Annotated in this window: 13 protein-coding genes; 2 read left to right on the forward strand and 11 right to left on the reverse strand. The window is 33.4% G+C overall.

Annotated elements, in window-relative coordinates; all coding sequences use genetic code 11:
- Positions 1-108 precede the first annotated feature (108 nt).
- Positions 109-1,281 carry a nicotinate phosphoribosyltransferase gene (pncB, locus tag MUB18_RS00365; protein WP_248754657.1) on the forward strand — a complete coding sequence of 391 codons (1,173 nt, stop codon included), beginning with the start codon at positions 109-111 and terminating at the stop codon, positions 1,279-1,281.
- A complete protein-coding gene (locus MUB18_RS00370; RefSeq protein ID WP_248754658.1) occupies positions 1,274-1,975 on the forward strand; it encodes a class I SAM-dependent methyltransferase in 702 nt (233 codons plus the stop codon). The genes pncB and MUB18_RS00370 overlap by 8 nt, the downstream gene beginning before the upstream one ends.
- An 83-nt stretch (positions 1,976-2,058) precedes the next feature.
- Here the strand turns inward: MUB18_RS00370 and MUB18_RS00375 are convergent, their stop codons facing one another.
- The 11 genes from MUB18_RS00375 to MUB18_RS00425 form a co-directional block, all read right to left on the reverse strand.
- Positions 2,059-2,532: a hypothetical protein gene (locus MUB18_RS00375; RefSeq protein ID WP_248754659.1), complete on the reverse strand. Its 474-nt coding sequence runs from the start codon at positions 2,530-2,532 to the stop codon at positions 2,059-2,061.
- Positions 2,533-2,781: 249 nt separating this feature from the next.
- Positions 2,782-3,939 carry a TIGR03364 family FAD-dependent oxidoreductase gene (locus MUB18_RS00380; protein WP_248754660.1) on the reverse strand — a complete coding sequence of 386 codons (1,158 nt, stop codon included), beginning with the start codon at positions 3,937-3,939 and terminating at the stop codon, positions 2,782-2,784.
- Positions 3,940-3,956: 17 nt separating this feature from the next.
- Complete coding sequence (locus tag MUB18_RS00385) at positions 3,957-5,297, reverse strand: DUF5690 family protein (RefSeq protein ID WP_248754661.1); 1,341 nt, start codon at positions 5,295-5,297, stop codon at positions 3,957-3,959.
- A 175-nt stretch (positions 5,298-5,472) separates the two neighbouring features.
- Entirely contained in the window at positions 5,473-6,054 is a 582-nt protein-coding gene (locus tag MUB18_RS00390) for a helix-turn-helix domain-containing protein (protein WP_045753677.1), read from the reverse strand.
- Between the two features lie 301 nt (positions 6,055-6,355).
- A complete protein-coding gene (locus tag MUB18_RS00395; RefSeq protein WP_248754662.1) occupies positions 6,356-8,728 on the reverse strand; it encodes a PQQ-binding-like beta-propeller repeat protein in 2,373 nt (790 codons plus the stop codon).
- A 297-nt stretch (positions 8,729-9,025) separates the two neighbouring features.
- A complete protein-coding gene (locus MUB18_RS00400) occupies positions 9,026-9,826 on the reverse strand; it encodes a glycoside hydrolase family 16 protein (RefSeq protein ID WP_248754663.1) in 801 nt (266 codons plus the stop codon).
- Positions 9,827-9,936: 110 nt separating this feature from the next.
- Positions 9,937-10,824, reverse strand: a complete 888-nt coding sequence (locus MUB18_RS00405) for an alkaline phosphatase (protein WP_248754664.1) — start codon at positions 10,822-10,824, stop codon at positions 9,937-9,939.
- A 343-nt stretch (positions 10,825-11,167) separates the two neighbouring features.
- A complete protein-coding gene (locus MUB18_RS00410; RefSeq protein WP_248754665.1) occupies positions 11,168-12,331 on the reverse strand; it encodes a PDZ domain-containing protein in 1,164 nt (387 codons plus the stop codon).
- A gap of 350 nt (positions 12,332-12,681) precedes the next feature.
- Positions 12,682-14,217 carry a RagB/SusD family nutrient uptake outer membrane protein gene (locus tag MUB18_RS00415; protein WP_248754666.1) on the reverse strand — a complete coding sequence of 512 codons (1,536 nt, stop codon included), beginning with the start codon at positions 14,215-14,217 and terminating at the stop codon, positions 12,682-12,684.
- A 12-nt stretch (positions 14,218-14,229) separates the two neighbouring features.
- A complete protein-coding gene (locus MUB18_RS00420) occupies positions 14,230-17,454 on the reverse strand; it encodes a SusC/RagA family TonB-linked outer membrane protein (RefSeq protein ID WP_248754667.1) in 3,225 nt (1,074 codons plus the stop codon).
- A 558-nt stretch (positions 17,455-18,012) separates the two neighbouring features.
- Positions 18,013-19,524, reverse strand: coding sequence for a SusD/RagB family nutrient-binding outer membrane lipoprotein (locus MUB18_RS00425; protein ID WP_248754668.1), 1,512 nt, complete (start codon positions 19,522-19,524; stop codon positions 18,013-18,015).
- Position 19,525 lies beyond the last annotated feature (1 nt).

Genomic DNA, 19,525 nt, shown 5'->3' on the forward strand with positions numbered 1-19,525 from the left:
TTTATTCCCCATATACCATGACGCAAAAGTTTCATTTTTCGAACAATTACCTTAAATTGATGTTAATTAGTAAATTTACATCATTATTTATTTAATAAAACGAGGCGAATGGCTCAACTTACATCTATACTAGATAACGATTTTTACAAGTTCACGATGCAATATGCTGTTGTCAAGCTCTTTCCCAAAGCAAAGGCTCGATATCAATTTATAAATCGTGGACAGCATAAATATCCTCCAGGATTTGATCAAAAATTAAGAGAAGCAATTGACGCAATGGCAAAATTAAAATTGACCAAAGCTGAAAAAACATTTTTTGCGCAAAACTGTCCCTACATCGATCCAACTTATTTTGACTTTTTACAAGGCTATCGGTATGATCCTGAAGAGATCACTATTATCCAGAATGGTGATGATTTAGAAGTTAAAATTGAGGGATACTGGTATCGTACCATCCTATGGGAAGTTCCTGTTATGTCTTTAATATGTGAGCTTTACTATGAAGTCACGGAACAGGAGCGCTTATCAGATGAACAGGTAATCACTGATGCTAGAAATAAAATTGAGAAATATAAAAAGTTGGCCATCACGATTGCAGATTTTGGTACAAGAAGACGACATTCGTATCATGTACATAAACTTGTTGTGGAAACTTTAAAAAAATATGGCGCCGGTACCTTCATCGGAACAAGTAACGTACACCTTGCTATGCAATATCAAACTAAACCAATCGGCACGCATGCGCATGAATGGTTTATGTTTCATGCTGCTAAATATGGATTCAAAATGGCAAATTTACTAGGCTTAGAGCATTGGGCTGATGTGTATCGAGGTGATTTAGGAATTGCATTATCCGATACCTATACAACAGAAGTATTCTTTAGACAATTTGACAAGAAACTTACGAAACTATTTGATGGGGTAAGACATGATAGTGGAGATCCAATAGAATTTGCCGAGAAAATCATTTCTCATTATGTCAATAAGGGAATCGATCCTTTATCAAAAACCATTATTTTTTCCGACGGATTAGATTATGAAAAAGTCGCTCATATTACACAATATTGCAAAGGAAAGATTGGGCATTCATTTGGAGTTGGAACAAATTTAACTAACGATGTGGGATTAAAACAAATGAACATCGTGATTAAGATGACTGAAACTCAGCCCGAGGATGATGAATGGACTCAGGTCATAAAACTATCTGATGAACCTAAAAAAAACACAGGAGACCCCGCTACGATCAAATTGGCAAAACAAATATTAATGATACATGACTAGAGATATATACGGCGAAGCCTTAAATGATTATTACCTCCACCAAAAAGAGATAGCTCCTCTACTTTTACATAGTAGTTATGGAGATATTGAAGAAATGCCGGTAGATATATTTTTTCGTGACCAAGAAGAAATCCCTGAATTAGAATTTATCGCACTTTCTCTATGTGACGGTCGTGTTTTGGATGTTGGTGCTGGTGCCGGTTGTCACACCTTATATTTACAAGACAAAAACTTTGATGTTGAGGCTTTAGAAATATCGAATATTGCATGTCAAATCATGCAGCAACGGGGTGTTCAAAAAATTCATCATAACGACTTTTATCAATTTAAAGGTGAACAATATGACACACTGCTATTCTTGATGAATGGGATTGGACTGGCTGGAGATATTGACGGATTTAAAAAATTATTACTTCATGCTGAATCATTATTGACTTCAAGAGGTCAACTTATTTTTGATACTTCAAATATTGATTATCTTTATGAAGAGTATAAAATAAAGCGTCCAGAACATTATTTTGGAGAAATTAATTACCAATATCAATATCAAGGCAATTTTGGAGAGAAATTTAAGTGGTTATATCTGGACCAAAAAATGCTCATTAACATTGCTCATGAATTGAACTGGGTTGTTCAAATTTTATTTGAAGATGAGCATGACCAATATTTAGTTCGAATGGAAAAAAGAAAATAGCATCTGCTGCGATCCAAAACTGACTCTATTAAAATAGCCTCTGTTCTTTTATCATGAAACTTATATCAAATTCAAATATTACCTTATTTGAATTTGATATAAGTTTCAATAATAATCTGCTTTACTCCTAATTCTGGAAGATTTTCTTGTCCCTTTTGAATGAGGGTGTCTCCTTTTTGAATCAATTCGAAATCAAAGATATTATTTTCCCAATCTCGCAAACTGCAGTATTGAAGTCGTTCTTGATATTTGTTACCATTTAATGTATAAGTTCCACCTCCAGAAACAAATAAAGGATCTTTTCCTTTGCCCTTCTCTTTGTCATGATTAAAGAAAGAAAAATGATTTTCATTGAACATTTTAAACATCTCTGTTTTTAATGTATCTGAAAAAGCAATAATAGTATCCCCTCCTTTGATGGTTTTACTTTCAATTAAACGATAGGTTCCTGAAAGGTTTTGATCACTTTCGACTGCCTTATCTATTTTTTTAGAACAAGAGGTACACAAAATAAAGGACAACAAGACTAGCAGCTTTTGATTTTTTAGGTTTTTCATAAAATGGTTTTATAATAATGGCGTTCAAATAATTATAGTCTGAACGCTATTAAAGATGCAAGATTTTTTTTGTACCACCAAACACATCAGGTCAAATTATTCTCTTCACCTACTACATTTGTACCAAGGTTGTAATTTTGCAGTTTTCATAACAGGATATCTTTTAATACCATGTGTATCCTAAAAATGCATCAATGAGATGGTCTTAAGAATCTGCTGACTTTTCGATCTATTTAACATCGGGTATCCTTATCCAAATATCTTAGCTATACTAGCTTCAGCGTAACCAGCACTTGCTGTCATACCCTTTCCCCCGATGCCTGTACGTACATGTATACGATCACTGATATCCAATTCTAATATTTCATCGTCATGCTGTGCATAAAATCCAGCCCAAGAACTTGCAATCATCGTATGATCAACAGGAAGAATACGATTTGCCTCATTCAGCATCAAATCGTTAATAGTAGCGTGAATAGAAAAACCGAGTTCATCTAATTGACTTCCGCTAGCATATTCATGTGAATCGCCAATGATAATGCTGCCATCCACTGCTTGTTTAAATAAAATGTGAATACCTTGCTTACGTAATTCATGATAATGCTCAGGCACGACTACTTGGTGGAAAGAAGGACAATAGGCTTCAAAACTCTCATAGCGGCGTATCGTAAGTCCTGTTAAAATGTTACCAGGCAAATGCATCGATTTCAGCGGTTTGGTACGCATCATTTGCAATTTACTAATCGTCAAACCACTATTTTCAAAGAGTGATCGGTATAGAATTTTAAATTCATACCCGTTACATATAATAACCTTATCTGTGTAGAATACTTCATGGTCACTACTCGTCACGTTGACAGTATCGGCTTTATCTTCACAAGCTATCACTGTCTTATTATATTTTAAAGTATATTGATCAAACTTACTTTGCATATAGTGATGTAAACGATGGATCATTAAATCTGGTTCTACGCTTACTTCCTGTTTAAAAATAATGGCCTCTTTGACATAAGAGGCATGCATCATTGGATAAGCTTGCAATACTTGTTCTTTGGACCATAGTTCATGGTCATAATCAACAAGTTGGTAATGTGCACTTAATTCATGTAACAGCTGAACTTCATCCGGATCGGAAGCAATGTACATACTGCCATTATTACGGACAGAGATATCCATTTCATTTTGTATGGATTTGTAGATTTCCAAGCCTCTAACACCATAATCAAACCATCGTCCAGCCATTCCAGAAGGTACAACTTGTCCAAAATTTCGCACTGTTGAACTGACGGGATAATTATCCTTCTCTAATTGCAAAACACGTAATCCTTTTAATAATGCATGATAAGCATGAAATGTGCCTAGAATACCACCTCCGACAACAATTAGATCGTATTTATTTGAATCCATATTTATGTATATTTTTATTAACTTACTTGAACATCACTATTACTAGCATTCCAGGGTTTTATAGGATTTTGTTCTTTTTTATCGATACCCTCTTTTTTACGAACGAAGTAGCATAATGATACCAAAGATAGTCCACCCCCTATTATTGAAGTAAGGAAAACTAATTGTATAAAATAGCTCCCCCATGTGACTGAATTGGGTAATAGTTCTTTATTGATCAAAACTAAAAAACTTCCCAAATAACCAATTGAATCTGCTAGATACATGACAAATCCAATATTGCTTTTCATTTTATAAGTAGCAATCATTCTTTCAAAAAATATGGCGTTATAAGGAATATAAGCTAAGTATAGACCCAAACCGACCATCAACATCCAACTCAGACCATCGATATATTGATAGTTGAATAAGTAAGTCGAACCACCTGCTATAAAAAATCCCGCTATAATCATGATATGAATCAGTTTAAATGCTTTTAAATTATCTTTAACAACGATTAACAAAGCAACCCATATCAAGACAATCATAGCGATGATACCGTCAACTTTTGCGAAAATACCAGTACCTTTTATATGTAACATTTCCCAAATTTCGATTTCGAAATTGTCACGTACATCCCTGATGATGGTCAGCATGGTATAAATAAAAACAGTCAGTATAATACCTGGTTTAAACATTTTAAAAAATTCTTTTCGACTTGTACTATCCATAGCAATTCGCTCGGTACGGAGTAATTTATCTTGCTCAGTTGGGTCCGGTGCATTTTCCAATAACCAGACACATCCTATAAATGGTAATAAGAATAAAAATCCTGTACAGAAAGGCATCCAATATTCATTGATTGGAAAAGTAAGCATAAGCCAACGTCCAGTAGTCTTTATAAGACCTGATGCAAAAATCAAACTAACAGCCATCACAGCCCCCATGATCTCTGTATAGCGACGACCTTCTAGGTAACTAAAAACCAAACCCCATACCATACCCAAAGGAAATCCATTTAATAAGAGAAAAATAACATTCCAAGGACGTGGGCAACAGGCAAATGCCAGTAAACTAATCCACGAAATACTAATGAGTAGAATCAAATAGCGTCCCCGATTCTTATGCTTACTCTCAGCTATAAATTTAATACCATAAAACTTAGAAATCATGTAGCCAATCATTTGAGTAATCACCAAACAAACTTTATAATTGATACCCCATATCGTCTCATCATCAAATGAAGCTGCTGTAAAGGATTTTCTAAAAGAATACATACACGTGTAACATAGAAATGCTGTAACAGCCAAGAGAACAGCTACAGATTTTTCATCCAGTTGATTAATACGGTTTTTAAATTTATCTGATAATCCCATCATTTAGATTTTAGTATGTGACAATTTCTCACAACCAAAAGTAAAATTCAGAAATTAGCAAAAAACTAAACTTTTGTTAAGTATTTGTAAACAAATATAATTATATTCGGGAAATATGATTACAAATAAAAAGGCTTTCTCCATGGAGAAAGCCTTTTTATTTGTAATGCATTACTAGCTATTTTTTATGCTGTTCAAAAAAATAAACGATTAACATGATCGCTTTTTCCTTCCCTATATTTCTAGGTGTATGTGATAGCCTTCCGTTAAAAAATATAGAATCGCCTTCATCAAGTACGATCACCTGATCTTTAAAAACATATTCTACTTGACCACTAAGTATATATTTATATTCAAATGCCTCAGTCTGTACCATTGGTCTTTTGGCATCTGGTTGTAATTCGAGTAAGACAATATCCAGTGTTGAACTATCAATGGATGAAGTAAATATACGTTTATAGTGAAATCCTATAGCTTGTTCTTTTTCAAACTCAACATAACTATCTTTCTTTTTTACAATAATAGGACCTAAGGCATTGTCCGAATTAAAATCTTTAAAAAATTCATTTAAATCAACTTCAAGCGCATTGATAATATTAATCAAGACAAACAATGAAGGCACAGTTCTATTGTTTTCAATTTGAGAAATCAATCCTTTGCTGACTCCGGCTTTAACCGCTAATTCTTGAATAGTCACTCCGTTAATCTTACGGATTTCCTTAATTTTATTACTGATCCTAAATATCGTATTATCTTCCATAATCAACCTCAAAATTAAACAAATTATTGTCAACAGTGCCATTAAGTTTTTATTACCTAACAACAGATTAACATGTTACTTCATATACTACATTAACAATACTAGTAATATTGACTTAACGTTTCATTCATATACAAAAACGTTTTAAAAAACGTCTTTGAAATTACCATACCTTTCTGCGGGAATAGCTAAGGATAGCTACTGATTCTGATTAATGGTTATGAATATTATGATATCGATCATTATTATTAGAATAGACCAATCTATGTATCTCTTCTATTTTAATGATGTATAATTTACATTAATTTTCGAAACAGTAGACATTTCCAGCAAAATCCATCACATATAGCAAATTGTCTTTTATAAGTACCTCAGCCAAAATTGGAACACCTAAATTAATTTTTCCTTTTAAATTCCCTTCCTCACCTAAACGATATAAGTAACCATCTGATGCTCCAAACACCAAGTCAGATCCACTTTGCTGTACTGCAGCTTCAACTGTTGCAACGAGTTTATTTTGATCAGGTGTACTATATGAAGAAGTATAGATAAGTGCTTCACCAGTAAGAAAATTCCATCTTTCTTCTAAAGTACTCTTGTCTAATGCAACAATTCCCTTATCGGAAGTAGACAATATTAATTGTTGATGACTTACTACAGGTGTTGCCATCACTTTAAAATCATAATCAAACATTTTTTTACGTAATATCTGACCCGTTAACTTATCCAATACAAAGACAGTGTTTAATCCTGTTACATAAATTTCTTGACCAACAACTGCAACACCGGAGCTTCTAAAACGTAGACCATCTTCATTCTTCTTCCAAATTAATTTTCCAGTTTTTCTATCATGGGCAAACAGACTATTCCAATTAGCACCAGTAAACAACTGATCTTGGGTAATGGTCATCTCGCCTGGCATTGCCTCTCCACCATTCCAGTCTTTATTTTTCCATATTTCCTGACCCGTTTGTAAATCTAATGCAGTTAAATATGATCCATAACCGGTGTAGTAAACTCCTTCATAAATAGCTCCTGCAGTTACATAACTTGGTAAACTCCCTTGACTCAAAGCCTTTTCCCAAATTAATTTACCAGTCTTCGCTTCCAGAGCATAAGCATTACCTGAGACATCAGTACCGACAACAATCCCATCCTGAAAACGAAGTTTTTGCTTAATAGAATTGACTGTCGAAAATGACCATACTTTCTTCCCAGACTTTTCGTCCAATGCTACTATAGTAGATCTTCCATTCCCTCCATCGTCAAAAGTACCGCCAATAATAAGACCATCTGCTACAACAGGACTTACTTTCCAACTGTTACCGCCTAAATTACTAATCCAATTAAGTCGAAAATCTTGTCTGTTAATATCTTTTCCAAAACTTTGCTTTTTAATAGCTTGTGTACCATCTTTATAGTCAACTTCTACATATACAATAAAAGATTTATTGACAACTTTCATAATTGGTGCTGATTCCCAAGTCCAATCTGAAATTGCTTTTAATGGTACAAACAAGATTTGATTTCCTTTATCATTAAGAACTCGGATATGGACAGATTTTATTGTACGATTGCTATCATATATTTGAGCTCGAAAAGAAATCAAATCTTTTGTGTGAGTTTGTAAAGTCGGATCTAAGAGTTGAATATGGTTATTCAAATTGGTATATTTTGAAGAAACATCTCTTACACCTTCTTTGGTTACTTTAATCTCTAAAAACTGCCCAACAGCATGATCTATACCTCCTTTATTAGGTGCATTTGTCGAAATTACACGAACACCATTATTCTTATTAACAAAAGAGTAATTATTATGCCAGTGACCAAATAACCAAGCCTTAAGATTATACTCTTTAAGATCAATTTTGGATGTTTTTCCATTTAGAATAAAATCTGGACCTATATCAAAATCATGATTTATAAATATAACTGGCTTATTTTTATCTTTCAATTCCAAATCCTTCTTTAGCCATGCTATCACTTGATCTCTTGTATAGCTGGGCTGGTAATCACCACCCCACATCGGTGTCACGACAAAATGAGCAGGACCGGCATCAAAAGAATAATACGTTGGACCAAATAAATCTTCAAACAATTTTTCACCGTATTCTCCTTTTACAAGATCATGGTTGCCAACAGCATAATAAACAGGTAAACCCATGAGTTGACTATTGACTTGTTGAGCATGGAAGCGCATACCTGGTTCATAACAAATATCTCCTGTATGCATGATCAGAGAACTTTTTTGGTTCACAGCATACTTTCGTACATTCTCTATCCACGAACCATATAAAGCTGTCTCGGTATCCGTGATTTGAATGAAATTGAGAGAATCAGGATTTTGCGTATTGTCTTTCATCAATCCAATTGAGTAATCCTCACGTTCGGAATTAATTTTCAAAAAATGAGTTTTTGAATACTTATATCCGCTAGGAGACGTTACAAACACAAATCGAGCATCAGAAGTTACAGGCAATTCAAATTTTCCCCTACCATTAGTCTGCACAACTTGGTAACCATCTGAAACCACGACACCTGAAAGAGTAGTTTCATTATCGTCAAATTTGCCATTTCCATTTGCATCAACAAAAACTTGACCCCGATATTGCGCATGGACAATACTCATACTTATGGTCAATAATATTGTCAATAGATAGTAGGTTCTTTTCATTTTTAAATTTTATATTTTTTTAGATTTTAAAGTTTAACATTTATAAACAAGGAGCTATCCTACAATTGCGCCTAAGGAATTAATGCTTTTTTTGATATCATTTTCACTAATAAAATGACTTTCTTATTAAATTCATTTAAATAAATGAGTATTTAGATAGAGATAAACATGTCAAAAGTAAAATAAAGAGTTTAGTATATATTAAAAATAAAATTAAGGAATTGTTATTTTTAAATTCCCGTTTGCATAAAAAATGTCCACCAGTAAACCGTTGGACATGCCGTGGAGAATAATAAATTATTGATATACTTTCACCCAATCAATCAGCATTTCCACGGGTAATTGTTTCGAATCTACTTTCCCCACCCAATTACCTCCTAATTGTTGATCTATTAATAAAAAGAAAGGTTGATCATAGGGCCATTGTGATTGATCTAATTCAGTCATTCTAGGATATGAAAATGTATCTTTTCCATCTAACTGAAACACAATACGATCTGGATACCAGCTGATACCATAAACATGATATTTTCCAGCGACAATATTTGCAGTTCCGGAATGTGGTGGGCTATTTTTTCTTCCGAGATCCAAAGTATAATAGGAATGAGTTGTCTGATAGATAATCGAATCATGATTAAGATGTTCCATAATATCAATCTCTCCATTTTTAGGATACTTTCCATATTTATCTAATTCAGCAAGCATCCAAATTGCTGGCCATGCTCCTTGTGCATAGCCAAGCTTAGCGCGTATTTCAATTCGACCATATTGAAAGGCAAACTTTCCTTTACTCCAAATACCACCTGTTAAAAAAGGACGGGAATCTCTGGATGAATCGGGATTATTAATACCCTTCAAAATCAGTTTACCATCTTCCATTGCAAAACAGGCAGTATCCATACTCATATGTCGATTCCAATCAGCCTCGCCTGCAGGGATTTTACTCCATTTTGTCGTATCTATAGAAGTGCCATTAAATTGATCTTCCCAAATCAATTTCCATTTTTTTGCTTCATGCCCCTCATGTTGTATATACACATGTGGATGTGTTTTTAAACGATTGCTAACTTGACATGAAGTAATGAATACAATGCTCATAAAACATAGTATAGCATATTTAGCCATCTGGATAAAAATTTCTTTGATAGATGTAAATAAATTCAAAATATTTATTTTGTGATGTAGCAGTTGAAACTCTTGACCAGTCATTATTTTTGAAATGATTTAATAGGTTTACCTCTCCATACTCCTAATTGAGATGCTCCCAGTAACCAAGTTAAAGTAGGTGCAATATCGTAAATTACCATAGATTCTTCAACTTTTTTGCCCTGCGGAACTCCTGGTCCTGTCATAATAAATGGTATTTCTACTTCTGCTAATGTTTTTCCACCGTGACCTTTATCGATTCCCCCGTGATCGGCTGCGATAACAAATATAGTTTCTTTTTCTATACCAGCATCTTTCACTGCTTGCTGTAATTGTCCAATCCCTTTATCAACATTTTTTAATTCTGCAAAATATTCAGGTGTATTATGCCCTATTTGGTGACCTACACCATCTGGCTGATCAAAATGTATAAATGTCAAAGTCGGCTTATCCTTTTTGATAACTTCTATAGCTTTTTCTAAAGTCTTTTCTTCATTATCTTCCATATTATATACTTGTTGAACAACCTTTTTATCGATTAGATAACCAATTCCTGGCCAACTGTGTATAACAGCAAATGTTGCTTTAGGATTTTTGGACGCAATGGCATTAAATAGAGATGGAAAAAGTCCGTTCGCTGTTGTCCTTATAGAAGGGATTTCAGGTTTCTGACTTCCCCATTCTGTATAACCATGCATGGTTGGACCAGCTCCCATCAGCATGGATGCCCAGTTAACTGCACTAGATGACGGCAAAACGGTTCTTACATGTAGGCTGTAACTTCCGGTTTGCATCATCTGCTTCACATTTGGCATCTCTGCCTTTGGAATTGCATAAGCGCCAAATCCATCAAATCCTACTAGAACAACATGTTTTATTTTCCTTGTTTGAGCAAAAATAAATGCCTGTACCAGGAAAAATGAGATTAAAAAAATAAAGCATTTTTTCATAGAATTTCGATTTGTTTTTAAGCGAACCTTTCCTGAACTTAACCTATTTTAGCTTGATTTATCAAGTATTATAACATGATGTCAATTTTTGTTCTTAAAATGATTATTGGTCTATTAGGTTTATTAATGCTAAAAATAACACTATAAAGTTAATAAATATTAAACATAATTACAGGATTGATCAGTCTTCTATAACAAGATAATTACAAAGAACAGAAATGACTTAGGAGATCAGTAAGTGCGAAAAATAAATTATTGTATGTAGAAATTTGAGTGATGAGATCTCAATATCAAAGTCTTTGGTAGCCGGTAAATTTCAAAAATATGATTATTTGCTAGAAAATCAATTCTGTACAAAAGGTAGCGGATCTCGCAATATAAAGCGAAAATTTATCTTAGTTCCGTTTCTTTCAATCTTCATTATGATTTCTTTTCCTTCTTCCGATTTCATTAAATTTGTGATATCTTCTAATGTATAAGCAGAAGCTGTTCTACCATTAACTGCTAAAATTTTATCATCTCTCCTTAAACCTGCCAATTGAGCAGGAGAATCTGCCCTGACCATATCGATTTTAAATAAAGGTTTTAAAACAAACTTAAACTGCACTTTATTATTAAAATTAACATCCTTACTATCATCACGCTTTAATGTAACTGGTATTTCCTGCTTTTCCCATTTCATTCCATCGTGTACAATTTCTAAACCACTCATATTCAAATAATAAAATTTATCAAAATTTCTATTCTTACTTAGATAAATCTGTTTATTGGGATAATCAAAAATAATTCTAAACCGCCGTAACAACTCATTGCCAATAGATCCAATTCTCTCATTTACCATCTTTGCATTTTGAACGGATTCCAACTCTGGGTAAGCCACCAGTGGAAATGACATTTGGAATGGACCTATGGTCAATTTCTTTATGCGATTTCGCAAACCATAGATTTCACCATTAAATCCCTGACCGATATAATCCGAGATAAAGGGGGGGCGAATTTCATAATCTTTCAATCTATTTTTCAATAACAATACTGCATCGCTATTTCCCATATCGATAAGTGCCTTACCACTAATCTCCAGATTATCTTGCTGTACAGAAATTTTAACAAATGGGCGGCTTCCAATAATCTCAATGGCTAATGTCTTTAGATTTGACCATGACTTTGGGGTAGTTTTATTAGGAAATACTGTTATTCTCTTTTTCAAAAAGTCAAATTCAATTCTATGGTCTGAAAAGAAGCGACTGCCCAATATCCCATTCACCTCAACACCAATTCGTGATGATATATCAATATGCTCATTATCTAAAATAAAAATAGGATGATCTATATCTTCCATTCTTTTTGCTATTCGCAAATGATTATTGATTGCTAGAATACCATCTATCCCGCCACTACTTCCAAATCCCTGAAACTTATTTTTAAATATGGTACTATCGACAACACCTAAAGACTTTCCAAATACCATTGTTTCTTTCACTCCAGTATCAAGCAAAAAATTCATCATAAAACCATTGACTTCGACAGGTATAATAACCAAATTATGAGCAAAAATAAAAGGGATACTCAGCTTTTTATTTTTGAGCAAAACAAACCCTGACTGCGCGAAAGCGCATTGGAAAAGAAAACATGTGAACAATAGGAGGCCTATTTTCATAAAAGTCTATATTGGTATCTACAATATAGTGAAAAATAGAGGATAAAAATTACAACAACTATAAAAACAGCAAATTATGCTGTATAGATAGTTTGGACATAAATAAAATGAGCCCGATATTCCATCGGGCTCATTATAACAAATTTTACAATAAATTTGTTCATTTTTTTGGTAACAGCTTAAAACTGTTTCCGATTTTTTTAATTAATTAAGCTATTATAATCTGTTTCCCTAGCAGGGGTTACTAGCTTCCATTTATTTTTTTCCGTTGGTTGAATAGTAACAGCTAAAGGTGTTTGAAAATTTCCACCATTCGCAAATGATTTCCGAACAATTGGATCACCCCATCGTTTCATATCAAAAAAGTCAAATCCCTCACCCCACAATTCGATTCCACGATATTTCTTAATTTCGGAGAATAAAGATGCTCCGGTTGCTGTACAATTATAATTAGGATCACGACCTGAATCTCTCGTCAAAGTATTCATTAAAGCCTGAACTTCAGAAGCGGGTTTATTTTGTTTATATTTCGCTTCAGCTTCAATTAGCACCATTTCTGAACTTCTAAAGTTATTGGTATGTCCAACACCTGGCATCTCATTGGCCTTTATTTTAAATTGCATATAAGCGTACGCAGTTGCATTACTTGGTATATCCGAATATTGTGATCGAATATAAGCTAATGCAGCTGCATTACCAGCACCTGTATTCGCATTGAATGTCAAACCTGTACTTACTGGATCTAGAAATAATTTTTTCCGAATATCAGTAGCTGGAATGGTATTATACAACTCTTTACTTATACTTTTAGGAGAACTTCTTACGCCACTAGCTGTTGAGTTGTAAGCAATATAAGACTGATAAGAATAGAAATAAATTGTTTCATCTAGAGCATCGTAGATGGACCAGATCCATTCTTTATTTGGATTGCTAAAGCCTGCCTTATATTCTGTAGCGCTCATCAATCCGTAATTAGTTCTTGCAAGTTTCGCATACTTTTCAGCATTTACATAATCTTCCTTTGTTAAAGCAGCTCTTGCATATGTAGCATAAGCAACATCAATATTTACGGAATAATTGTTATTACGGTCCAAAGCTGATTTTTCATACAGATCAATAGCAGTATTCAAATCACCATAGATCAATTCATAAGCACTTGCTAACGATGAAAGAGGTAGATCTTCAAAGGTCGGATTTACTCGAATAACAACGGCGTCCGTTGTACCATTATTTGAATCAGACCAACGATCCCCATACAACTGTACTAACATCGTATAAGCATAGGCACGGAAAGTTAAAGCTTGTGCTTTTATAAAATCCTTTTCTACCTGAGTACCACTAGCTGCATCAATATTTAATACAATTGCGTTAGCATCGCCAATTATTTTATAATAATAATACCATGGATAATATGTATATGTACTTGTATTAGTAGCGAAATAATCCATATTGGTCAATAATGTCCAACCAGTCAATGGCGAAGAAAAGTGATTTCCAGAATAATTCCCGTAATACATTTTTATAGTACCTTCACCGTTGAAACCTTGGCTACTTAAATATTGCATCTTCATCAATCTTGACAGACCATTGATTGCCAACTTTGCACTTTCAGTGGTTTCAAAAGCTGTTGAGGGGGAAACAGCATAGGTTGGTACCGTATCTAAATAATCTTTGCTACAAGACATCATCATTGTCGCAGCTAAAGTCAAAACCCCTAATTTATATAATAATTTCATAAATATTTCTTCTTATAACCCAATGTTAATACCTAATGAGAATGTCCTTGCTGGTACAAATTGATTTCTACTAGTTCCATCAAATGCTTGTTGAGAACTGTAACCTCTCATTGCTGTAAAAGTAGCAACATTTTCAACAGCGAAATTCACACTCAAACTACTTAGATTAATTCTCTCAATTGTCTTTTTAGGAACTCTATATCCCAAGGAAATATTCTTAAATACAAAATAAGAATTATCGAATAGGAATCGTGTTGAAGTAGCATTATTGTACTGACTATTAGTATAATTAATTTGAGGAGTAGCATCTTTATTGATACGATCAGCAGATGTTTCTGTCATACCTGCAGGAGCTTCTGTCCACGAATTTAATACATCTTTATGCACTGCCCCAGGAGTAGACGTAACCGACATCAAACTCATATAAGAATAATCTAATCCTTTTCCTCCTAGTGAATATGTGAATAATCCAGATAAACTGAAATTTTTATAATCTAATGAGGTATTAAAAGAACCAAAAACTTTTGGAATGGCCGAACCACTAAACTCACGCTTCGCATAACTGGAATTAGTCGTATACAATTCACCATTTACTTCTTTTTGGAAAGGTACCCATGCACCAGTCGTACTTGTCGGATCAAAGTCTTTAGTATTAGCATAATAAAGAGCTTGACCTGTCATCATATCAACTCCTGCATATTGGAATAAGTAATAGTCAAAGACATCATGTCCCTCTAAATATTTAAACGGTGATGTCGCTGAAAGGATACCATTCTCACGATTCTGTTCAGGTAAAGTTTTAATTTGATTGTTCAAGAATGTGGCATTTATGCCAAAATTCCATCTTAGATCCTGCTTCTTAATTAAATCAACATCGAATGTTAGCTCAAAACCACTATTTACTAGATTTCCAATATTTTTCTTAACAGTTGCAGTACCTTCTGTAGTTGTTGTAGATCCGACCGATAGAGGAAGATTTAGATCAAAAATTAGATCCTTAGATTGCTTGTTGAAATATTCAACATTAAAATTGAAACGATTAAATAATCTACCTTCTAAAGCAAATGATGAAGATTGATTACCTTCCCATTTTAGGTCAAGATTTTCCATGTTGGATCTGTAAAGAGCAGCAACATTATTATTTTGACCAATATTATATAAGGCTTGATAATCATAAAAACCTAAACTCTCAAGATTACCTACAACACCTGTAGACGCTCTTAATTTTAATGCATTTACCCAATTAATATCTTTAACAAAGTTCTCTTTAGATAACATCCAAGTACCACCTACTGACCAAAAATTACCCCATCGATTAGCAGGGGATACGCGAGATGATCCATCACGTCTAAATGATCCTTCAACATAGTATTTTTCATCATAATTATAACGTAAACGAGAAAAATAAGATTCTGAACGGTCATTATATTCATAATCTGTCAGATTTGTAATTTCAGTAAAATTGATTAAATCAATCTGTCCTGCAAAAGTTTGATTAACTTTATATCCATACAAGTACGTGTAATCATTTCCATAATTTTCATGACCTAACATCACATCAAAATTATGAATAGAATTAAGGGACTTAGTATAGTTTAATAATTGTTGTACTGTATAATTTTTATAATTATACAATGTTCTAGATCCACGACCATTGTTTCCTGAACCATCACCAATAATTGCATTATTATAGCTTCTTGCCTCATTATAACGAAGATTTACATCCCCTAGAACACTAAATTTTAAATCTTTAGTGATATTAAAATCAACATATGCCTGTGTATTAACAGTATTACGTTTTGATGCATTCGTATTTAATTCATTTTCCCAAATTACGTGACGACCTACATATTGATTTCTAGTGTCGGCTCCATCATCATATATTTTGTTACCCTGAGTATCTAAAGTATATGCTCCAGTAGTAGCATCATGAAGATGAATTGGATAAATTGGGGCAATATTACGAGCAAACATCCAAGGATTAGTGAATCCACTACCTTCTCCTGTTGTATTATTACTTAATTGATGAGAAGCATTCATAGACATACCCGCTTTAATCCATGATTTAGGTGAGATATCCCCACTCAATCGAGCATTTAATCTTTTAAAGTCTGAAGTAGTTACATAGGCTTCTTCGTCCAAATAACCAACAGAAAAGTAGTAACCACCTTTTTCGAAACCACCAGCACCATTCATTAAATATTCTTGACGATAACCTGTTCTGCTGACTTGATCAAACCAATCTAAATCAGAGGCATAATCTCCTTTAATATTTGCATTAGCATTGAAATTCCCATTTGCATCAAAAAGTTCTGCATCACTTTTATCAAAAATATTTAATTTCAATATGGAAGGAATTAATCCATTAGTAGCCTGACTATTAGCATCCGCCACAGATAAGTTTTTATTTCCAGTTAATAATTGATTTCTATATCCTTGCCAAGCGACACCCATATATTCCTTCGCATCTAATTTATCGTATTCAGCAATTGCCCTCGTATAGAGACCTTGGTTAACAACTGCATTTAAACTAGAACTTCCTTTTTTAGCTTTTTTTGATGTAATTACAATTACACCATTTGCTCCTTTTGCACCATATAATGCAGCTGAAGTCGCATCCTTCAATACAGATATTGACTCAATATTATCAGGACTTAAATCAGCAATGTTACCGCCAAAAATAACACCATCCAATACATAGATTGGAGCAGAAGATCCATTAAGCGAATTAAATCCTCGCACACGAATACTTGGGCTTGAACCAGGCTCACCATAAGAGTTGTTAACCTGAATACCTGGAGCAATACCTTCTAGCACAGCAGTAACTGATGAAACTGGTCGTTTTTCAATATCTTTAGATGTTACACTTACAACAGAACCCGTGATGGCTTCTTTTTTCTGAACACCATATGCTGTCACTACTACTTCATTGAGATTTTGATTAGAATCTTCTAAAGTAACATTAAATGTTGAAGTACCTTCTTTAACAATAATTGTCTTATCGGCATAACCTAACGATTTAAAAACAATAATTTTTCCCGCAGGTACGGAAAAAGAATAATTCCCATTCGCATCGGTTTGAGTAGCTAAATTTGATCCCTGTACAACGATTGTCACACCAACTAAAGGGTTACCATCAGCGCCAACAACGCGACCAGTAACCTTTTTGTCTTGCGCAAAAGCAACAGAAGTCAGAATCATACTACCCACAAAAAAACTGAGTAAAGTTTGTTTCATATGTTTATGTTTAGTTTAAGTCCTTTTAAAGACTTGGGTTAAGTAATTTACTTTTCATTAGTTAATAACATCTATTATTTTATAATAAAGATTTAAAGATCTTTACTATAAAATATTATAAAGAGTTCATACTCCTTAGTGATAGTGTGATAGTGTGATTTTCATATCGGCTAGCATATGAGTGCTAGAGCCGTTTGTTAAAAATATGTTAAAACAAATATAAAACATAAATTCAATTTAACAAATTTTAACAGTTAAAATTTACTTATCAAAAGTAGTATTGTAAAAAGATATTGGACTATAGAAAAAGTAATACAAACTTTAATTACACAACGAATCATTTATAAATAATAAACTTATTTGCAACTCATTAATATCAAAAAGTATTGAATTAGCATTAATTATTGAGCAGCAAAAAGGTTCTTACCAAGAATCAAGTAAGAACCTTGTGCTAAAATTTTAACAATTTCTCATTTAATTATCCCGTTTTATTAAAATAAAAAAGGTTCTTACCAAGAATAGAGTAAGAACCTTTTAAAAAGAAATTATAATAATTTTTTATTTGCTATTCCACCATACAGGTATCACAATTGCCTTTACAGGATCAGTTGGAATATCTGCAGGAACATTATCACTGTTATAAAGACGCTCACCTGACGGATAAGGAAATCTAACAGGAATCTGATTAATACGCGGAGGTTGATCTAATTTAGTTTGACCAGGATACATTTCATTATTTAAAGGAAGTGCTGGCAATCCCGTTCTTCTAAAATCATTATATGCCTCGAACATTAAGAAATTAGCTATATATTTTTGATTCATAATTTGACTATAAGCTGCAGTCGAACTACTACTCAATACATTATTCGCTATATAAGTATTTGCCTCTGTACCAGCTATTCCATAAAAATCCATAGATGCTTTTATAGCTTTTTCATATGCCGCAGTGACAGCTGCAGTAACAGTTTTGTTAGCAACAAGAAATTCAGCTTCTGCTTTTATAAATTCAACTTCAGGATAAACCATCCAATATAAAGGTGCATCTTTAGCACTATAGAAAGGGGCAATTGCAGAATAGTTTAAGATATTATTTGAAGGTGCTTCATTTGTTAGACCAATAAACTTACCAACATTTGCTGGATCAACATTTGTAGCTGCAGTAACTTTTGTTGCTTGGAAAGCAAGCCTTGGATCATTAGAATCTATTAGTTTATTTACATAATACTGTGAAGGTCGTGTTGTCACAGCCCACTTACCATCAATAGCATACTGATACCAAGGATTTTCAGCACCAGTTGAAGCCAAATAAGCAAATTTAGGCTGAGTTGCCATCGTAATTGCCCCTTTAGCCAATTCATCTAAAGCTAATTTAGCTTGCGTACTTGCTGTCATTCCTGGAGCATTTGATAATCTCAAATAAAATCTTGCTTTCAATGTATGCGCCAAGGCAGTCCATTTAGCCATGTTACCTTGATATAACAGGTCATCAGCCGCGGGTTTCAATGCATTTGTTGTAGAGGCTGCTTCTACAATAGCTTCATCCAATAGAGTCTGAATACTCTTATATACATCCTCTTGTTTATCATATTTAGGTTTAAAAACACCTTCAGCACCTTTAAATGCATCTGTATAAGGTACATCTCCAAAAACATCTGTTGTCATTGATAGATTCCAAGCCAATACAACTTTAGCAATTGCAGAATAATTTGGATTACCATTTGTTATAGCTTTATTCTTTAAAACTGTGGCATTATTCATGACATCTGAATAAGAAAAACTTGTCCAAAAATTATTCACATCCGAACTTGTTATTAAATAGTTCCCTTCATGATTTCCTGCTATTCCTCCAGCAAGATATTTTGTCCACAATACAGATACTCGAGTTGGGTAACCCCCATTTACTTCGTACGAGAAATTTGATAAAAGTGCTGATAGAATCAAATTTTCAGGAACATCAGTTGGATTATTAGGATCTTGATTAATATCTAGATTTTTGGTACAAGAACCAAATATCATCGGTGATATAAACAATATCAAAAGTATTGATAATATATAATTTTGTCTTTTCATA

Source organism: Sphingobacterium sp. PCS056, assembly GCF_023273895.1.
Classification (GTDB): domain Bacteria; phylum Bacteroidota; class Bacteroidia; order Sphingobacteriales; family Sphingobacteriaceae; genus Sphingobacterium.

Excerpts from the sequence above, each read along its gene's own strand:
- MUB18_RS00395 (WP_248754662.1), bottom strand. The coding sequence starts at position 8,728 with ATGAAAAGAACCTACTATCTATTGACAATATTATTGACCATAAGTATG.
- MUB18_RS00405 (WP_248754664.1), bottom strand. The coding sequence starts at position 10,824 with ATGAAAAAATGCTTTATTTTTTTAATCTCATTTTTCCTGGTACAGGCA.
- MUB18_RS00410 (WP_248754665.1), bottom strand. The coding sequence starts at position 12,331 with ATGATGAATTTTTTGCTTGATACTGGAGTGAAAGAAACAATGGTATTT.
- MUB18_RS00375 (WP_248754659.1), bottom strand. The coding sequence starts at position 2,532 with ATGAAAAACCTAAAAAATCAAAAGCTGCTAGTCTTGTTGTCCTTTATT.
- MUB18_RS00415 (WP_248754666.1), bottom strand. The coding sequence starts at position 14,217 with ATGAAATTATTATATAAATTAGGGGTTTTGACTTTAGCTGCGACAATG.
- MUB18_RS00370 (WP_248754658.1), top strand. The coding sequence starts at position 1,274 with ATGACTAGAGATATATACGGCGAAGCCTTAAATGATTATTACCTCCAC.
- MUB18_RS00390 (WP_045753677.1), bottom strand. The coding sequence starts at position 6,054 with ATGGAAGATAATACGATATTTAGGATCAGTAATAAAATTAAGGAAATC.
- MUB18_RS00380 (WP_248754660.1), bottom strand. The coding sequence starts at position 3,939 with ATGGATTCAAATAAATACGATCTAATTGTTGTCGGAGGTGGTATTCTA.
- MUB18_RS00420 (WP_248754667.1), bottom strand. The coding sequence starts at position 17,454 with ATGAAACAAACTTTACTCAGTTTTTTTGTGGGTAGTATGATTCTGACT.
- MUB18_RS00425 (WP_248754668.1), bottom strand. The coding sequence starts at position 19,524 with ATGAAAAGACAAAATTATATATTATCAATACTTTTGATATTGTTTATA.
- MUB18_RS00385 (WP_248754661.1), bottom strand. The coding sequence starts at position 5,297 with ATGATGGGATTATCAGATAAATTTAAAAACCGTATTAATCAACTGGAT.
- MUB18_RS00400 (WP_248754663.1), bottom strand. The coding sequence starts at position 9,826 with ATGAGCATTGTATTCATTACTTCATGTCAAGTTAGCAATCGTTTAAAA.
- pncB (WP_248754657.1), top strand. The coding sequence starts at position 109 with ATGGCTCAACTTACATCTATACTAGATAACGATTTTTACAAGTTCACG.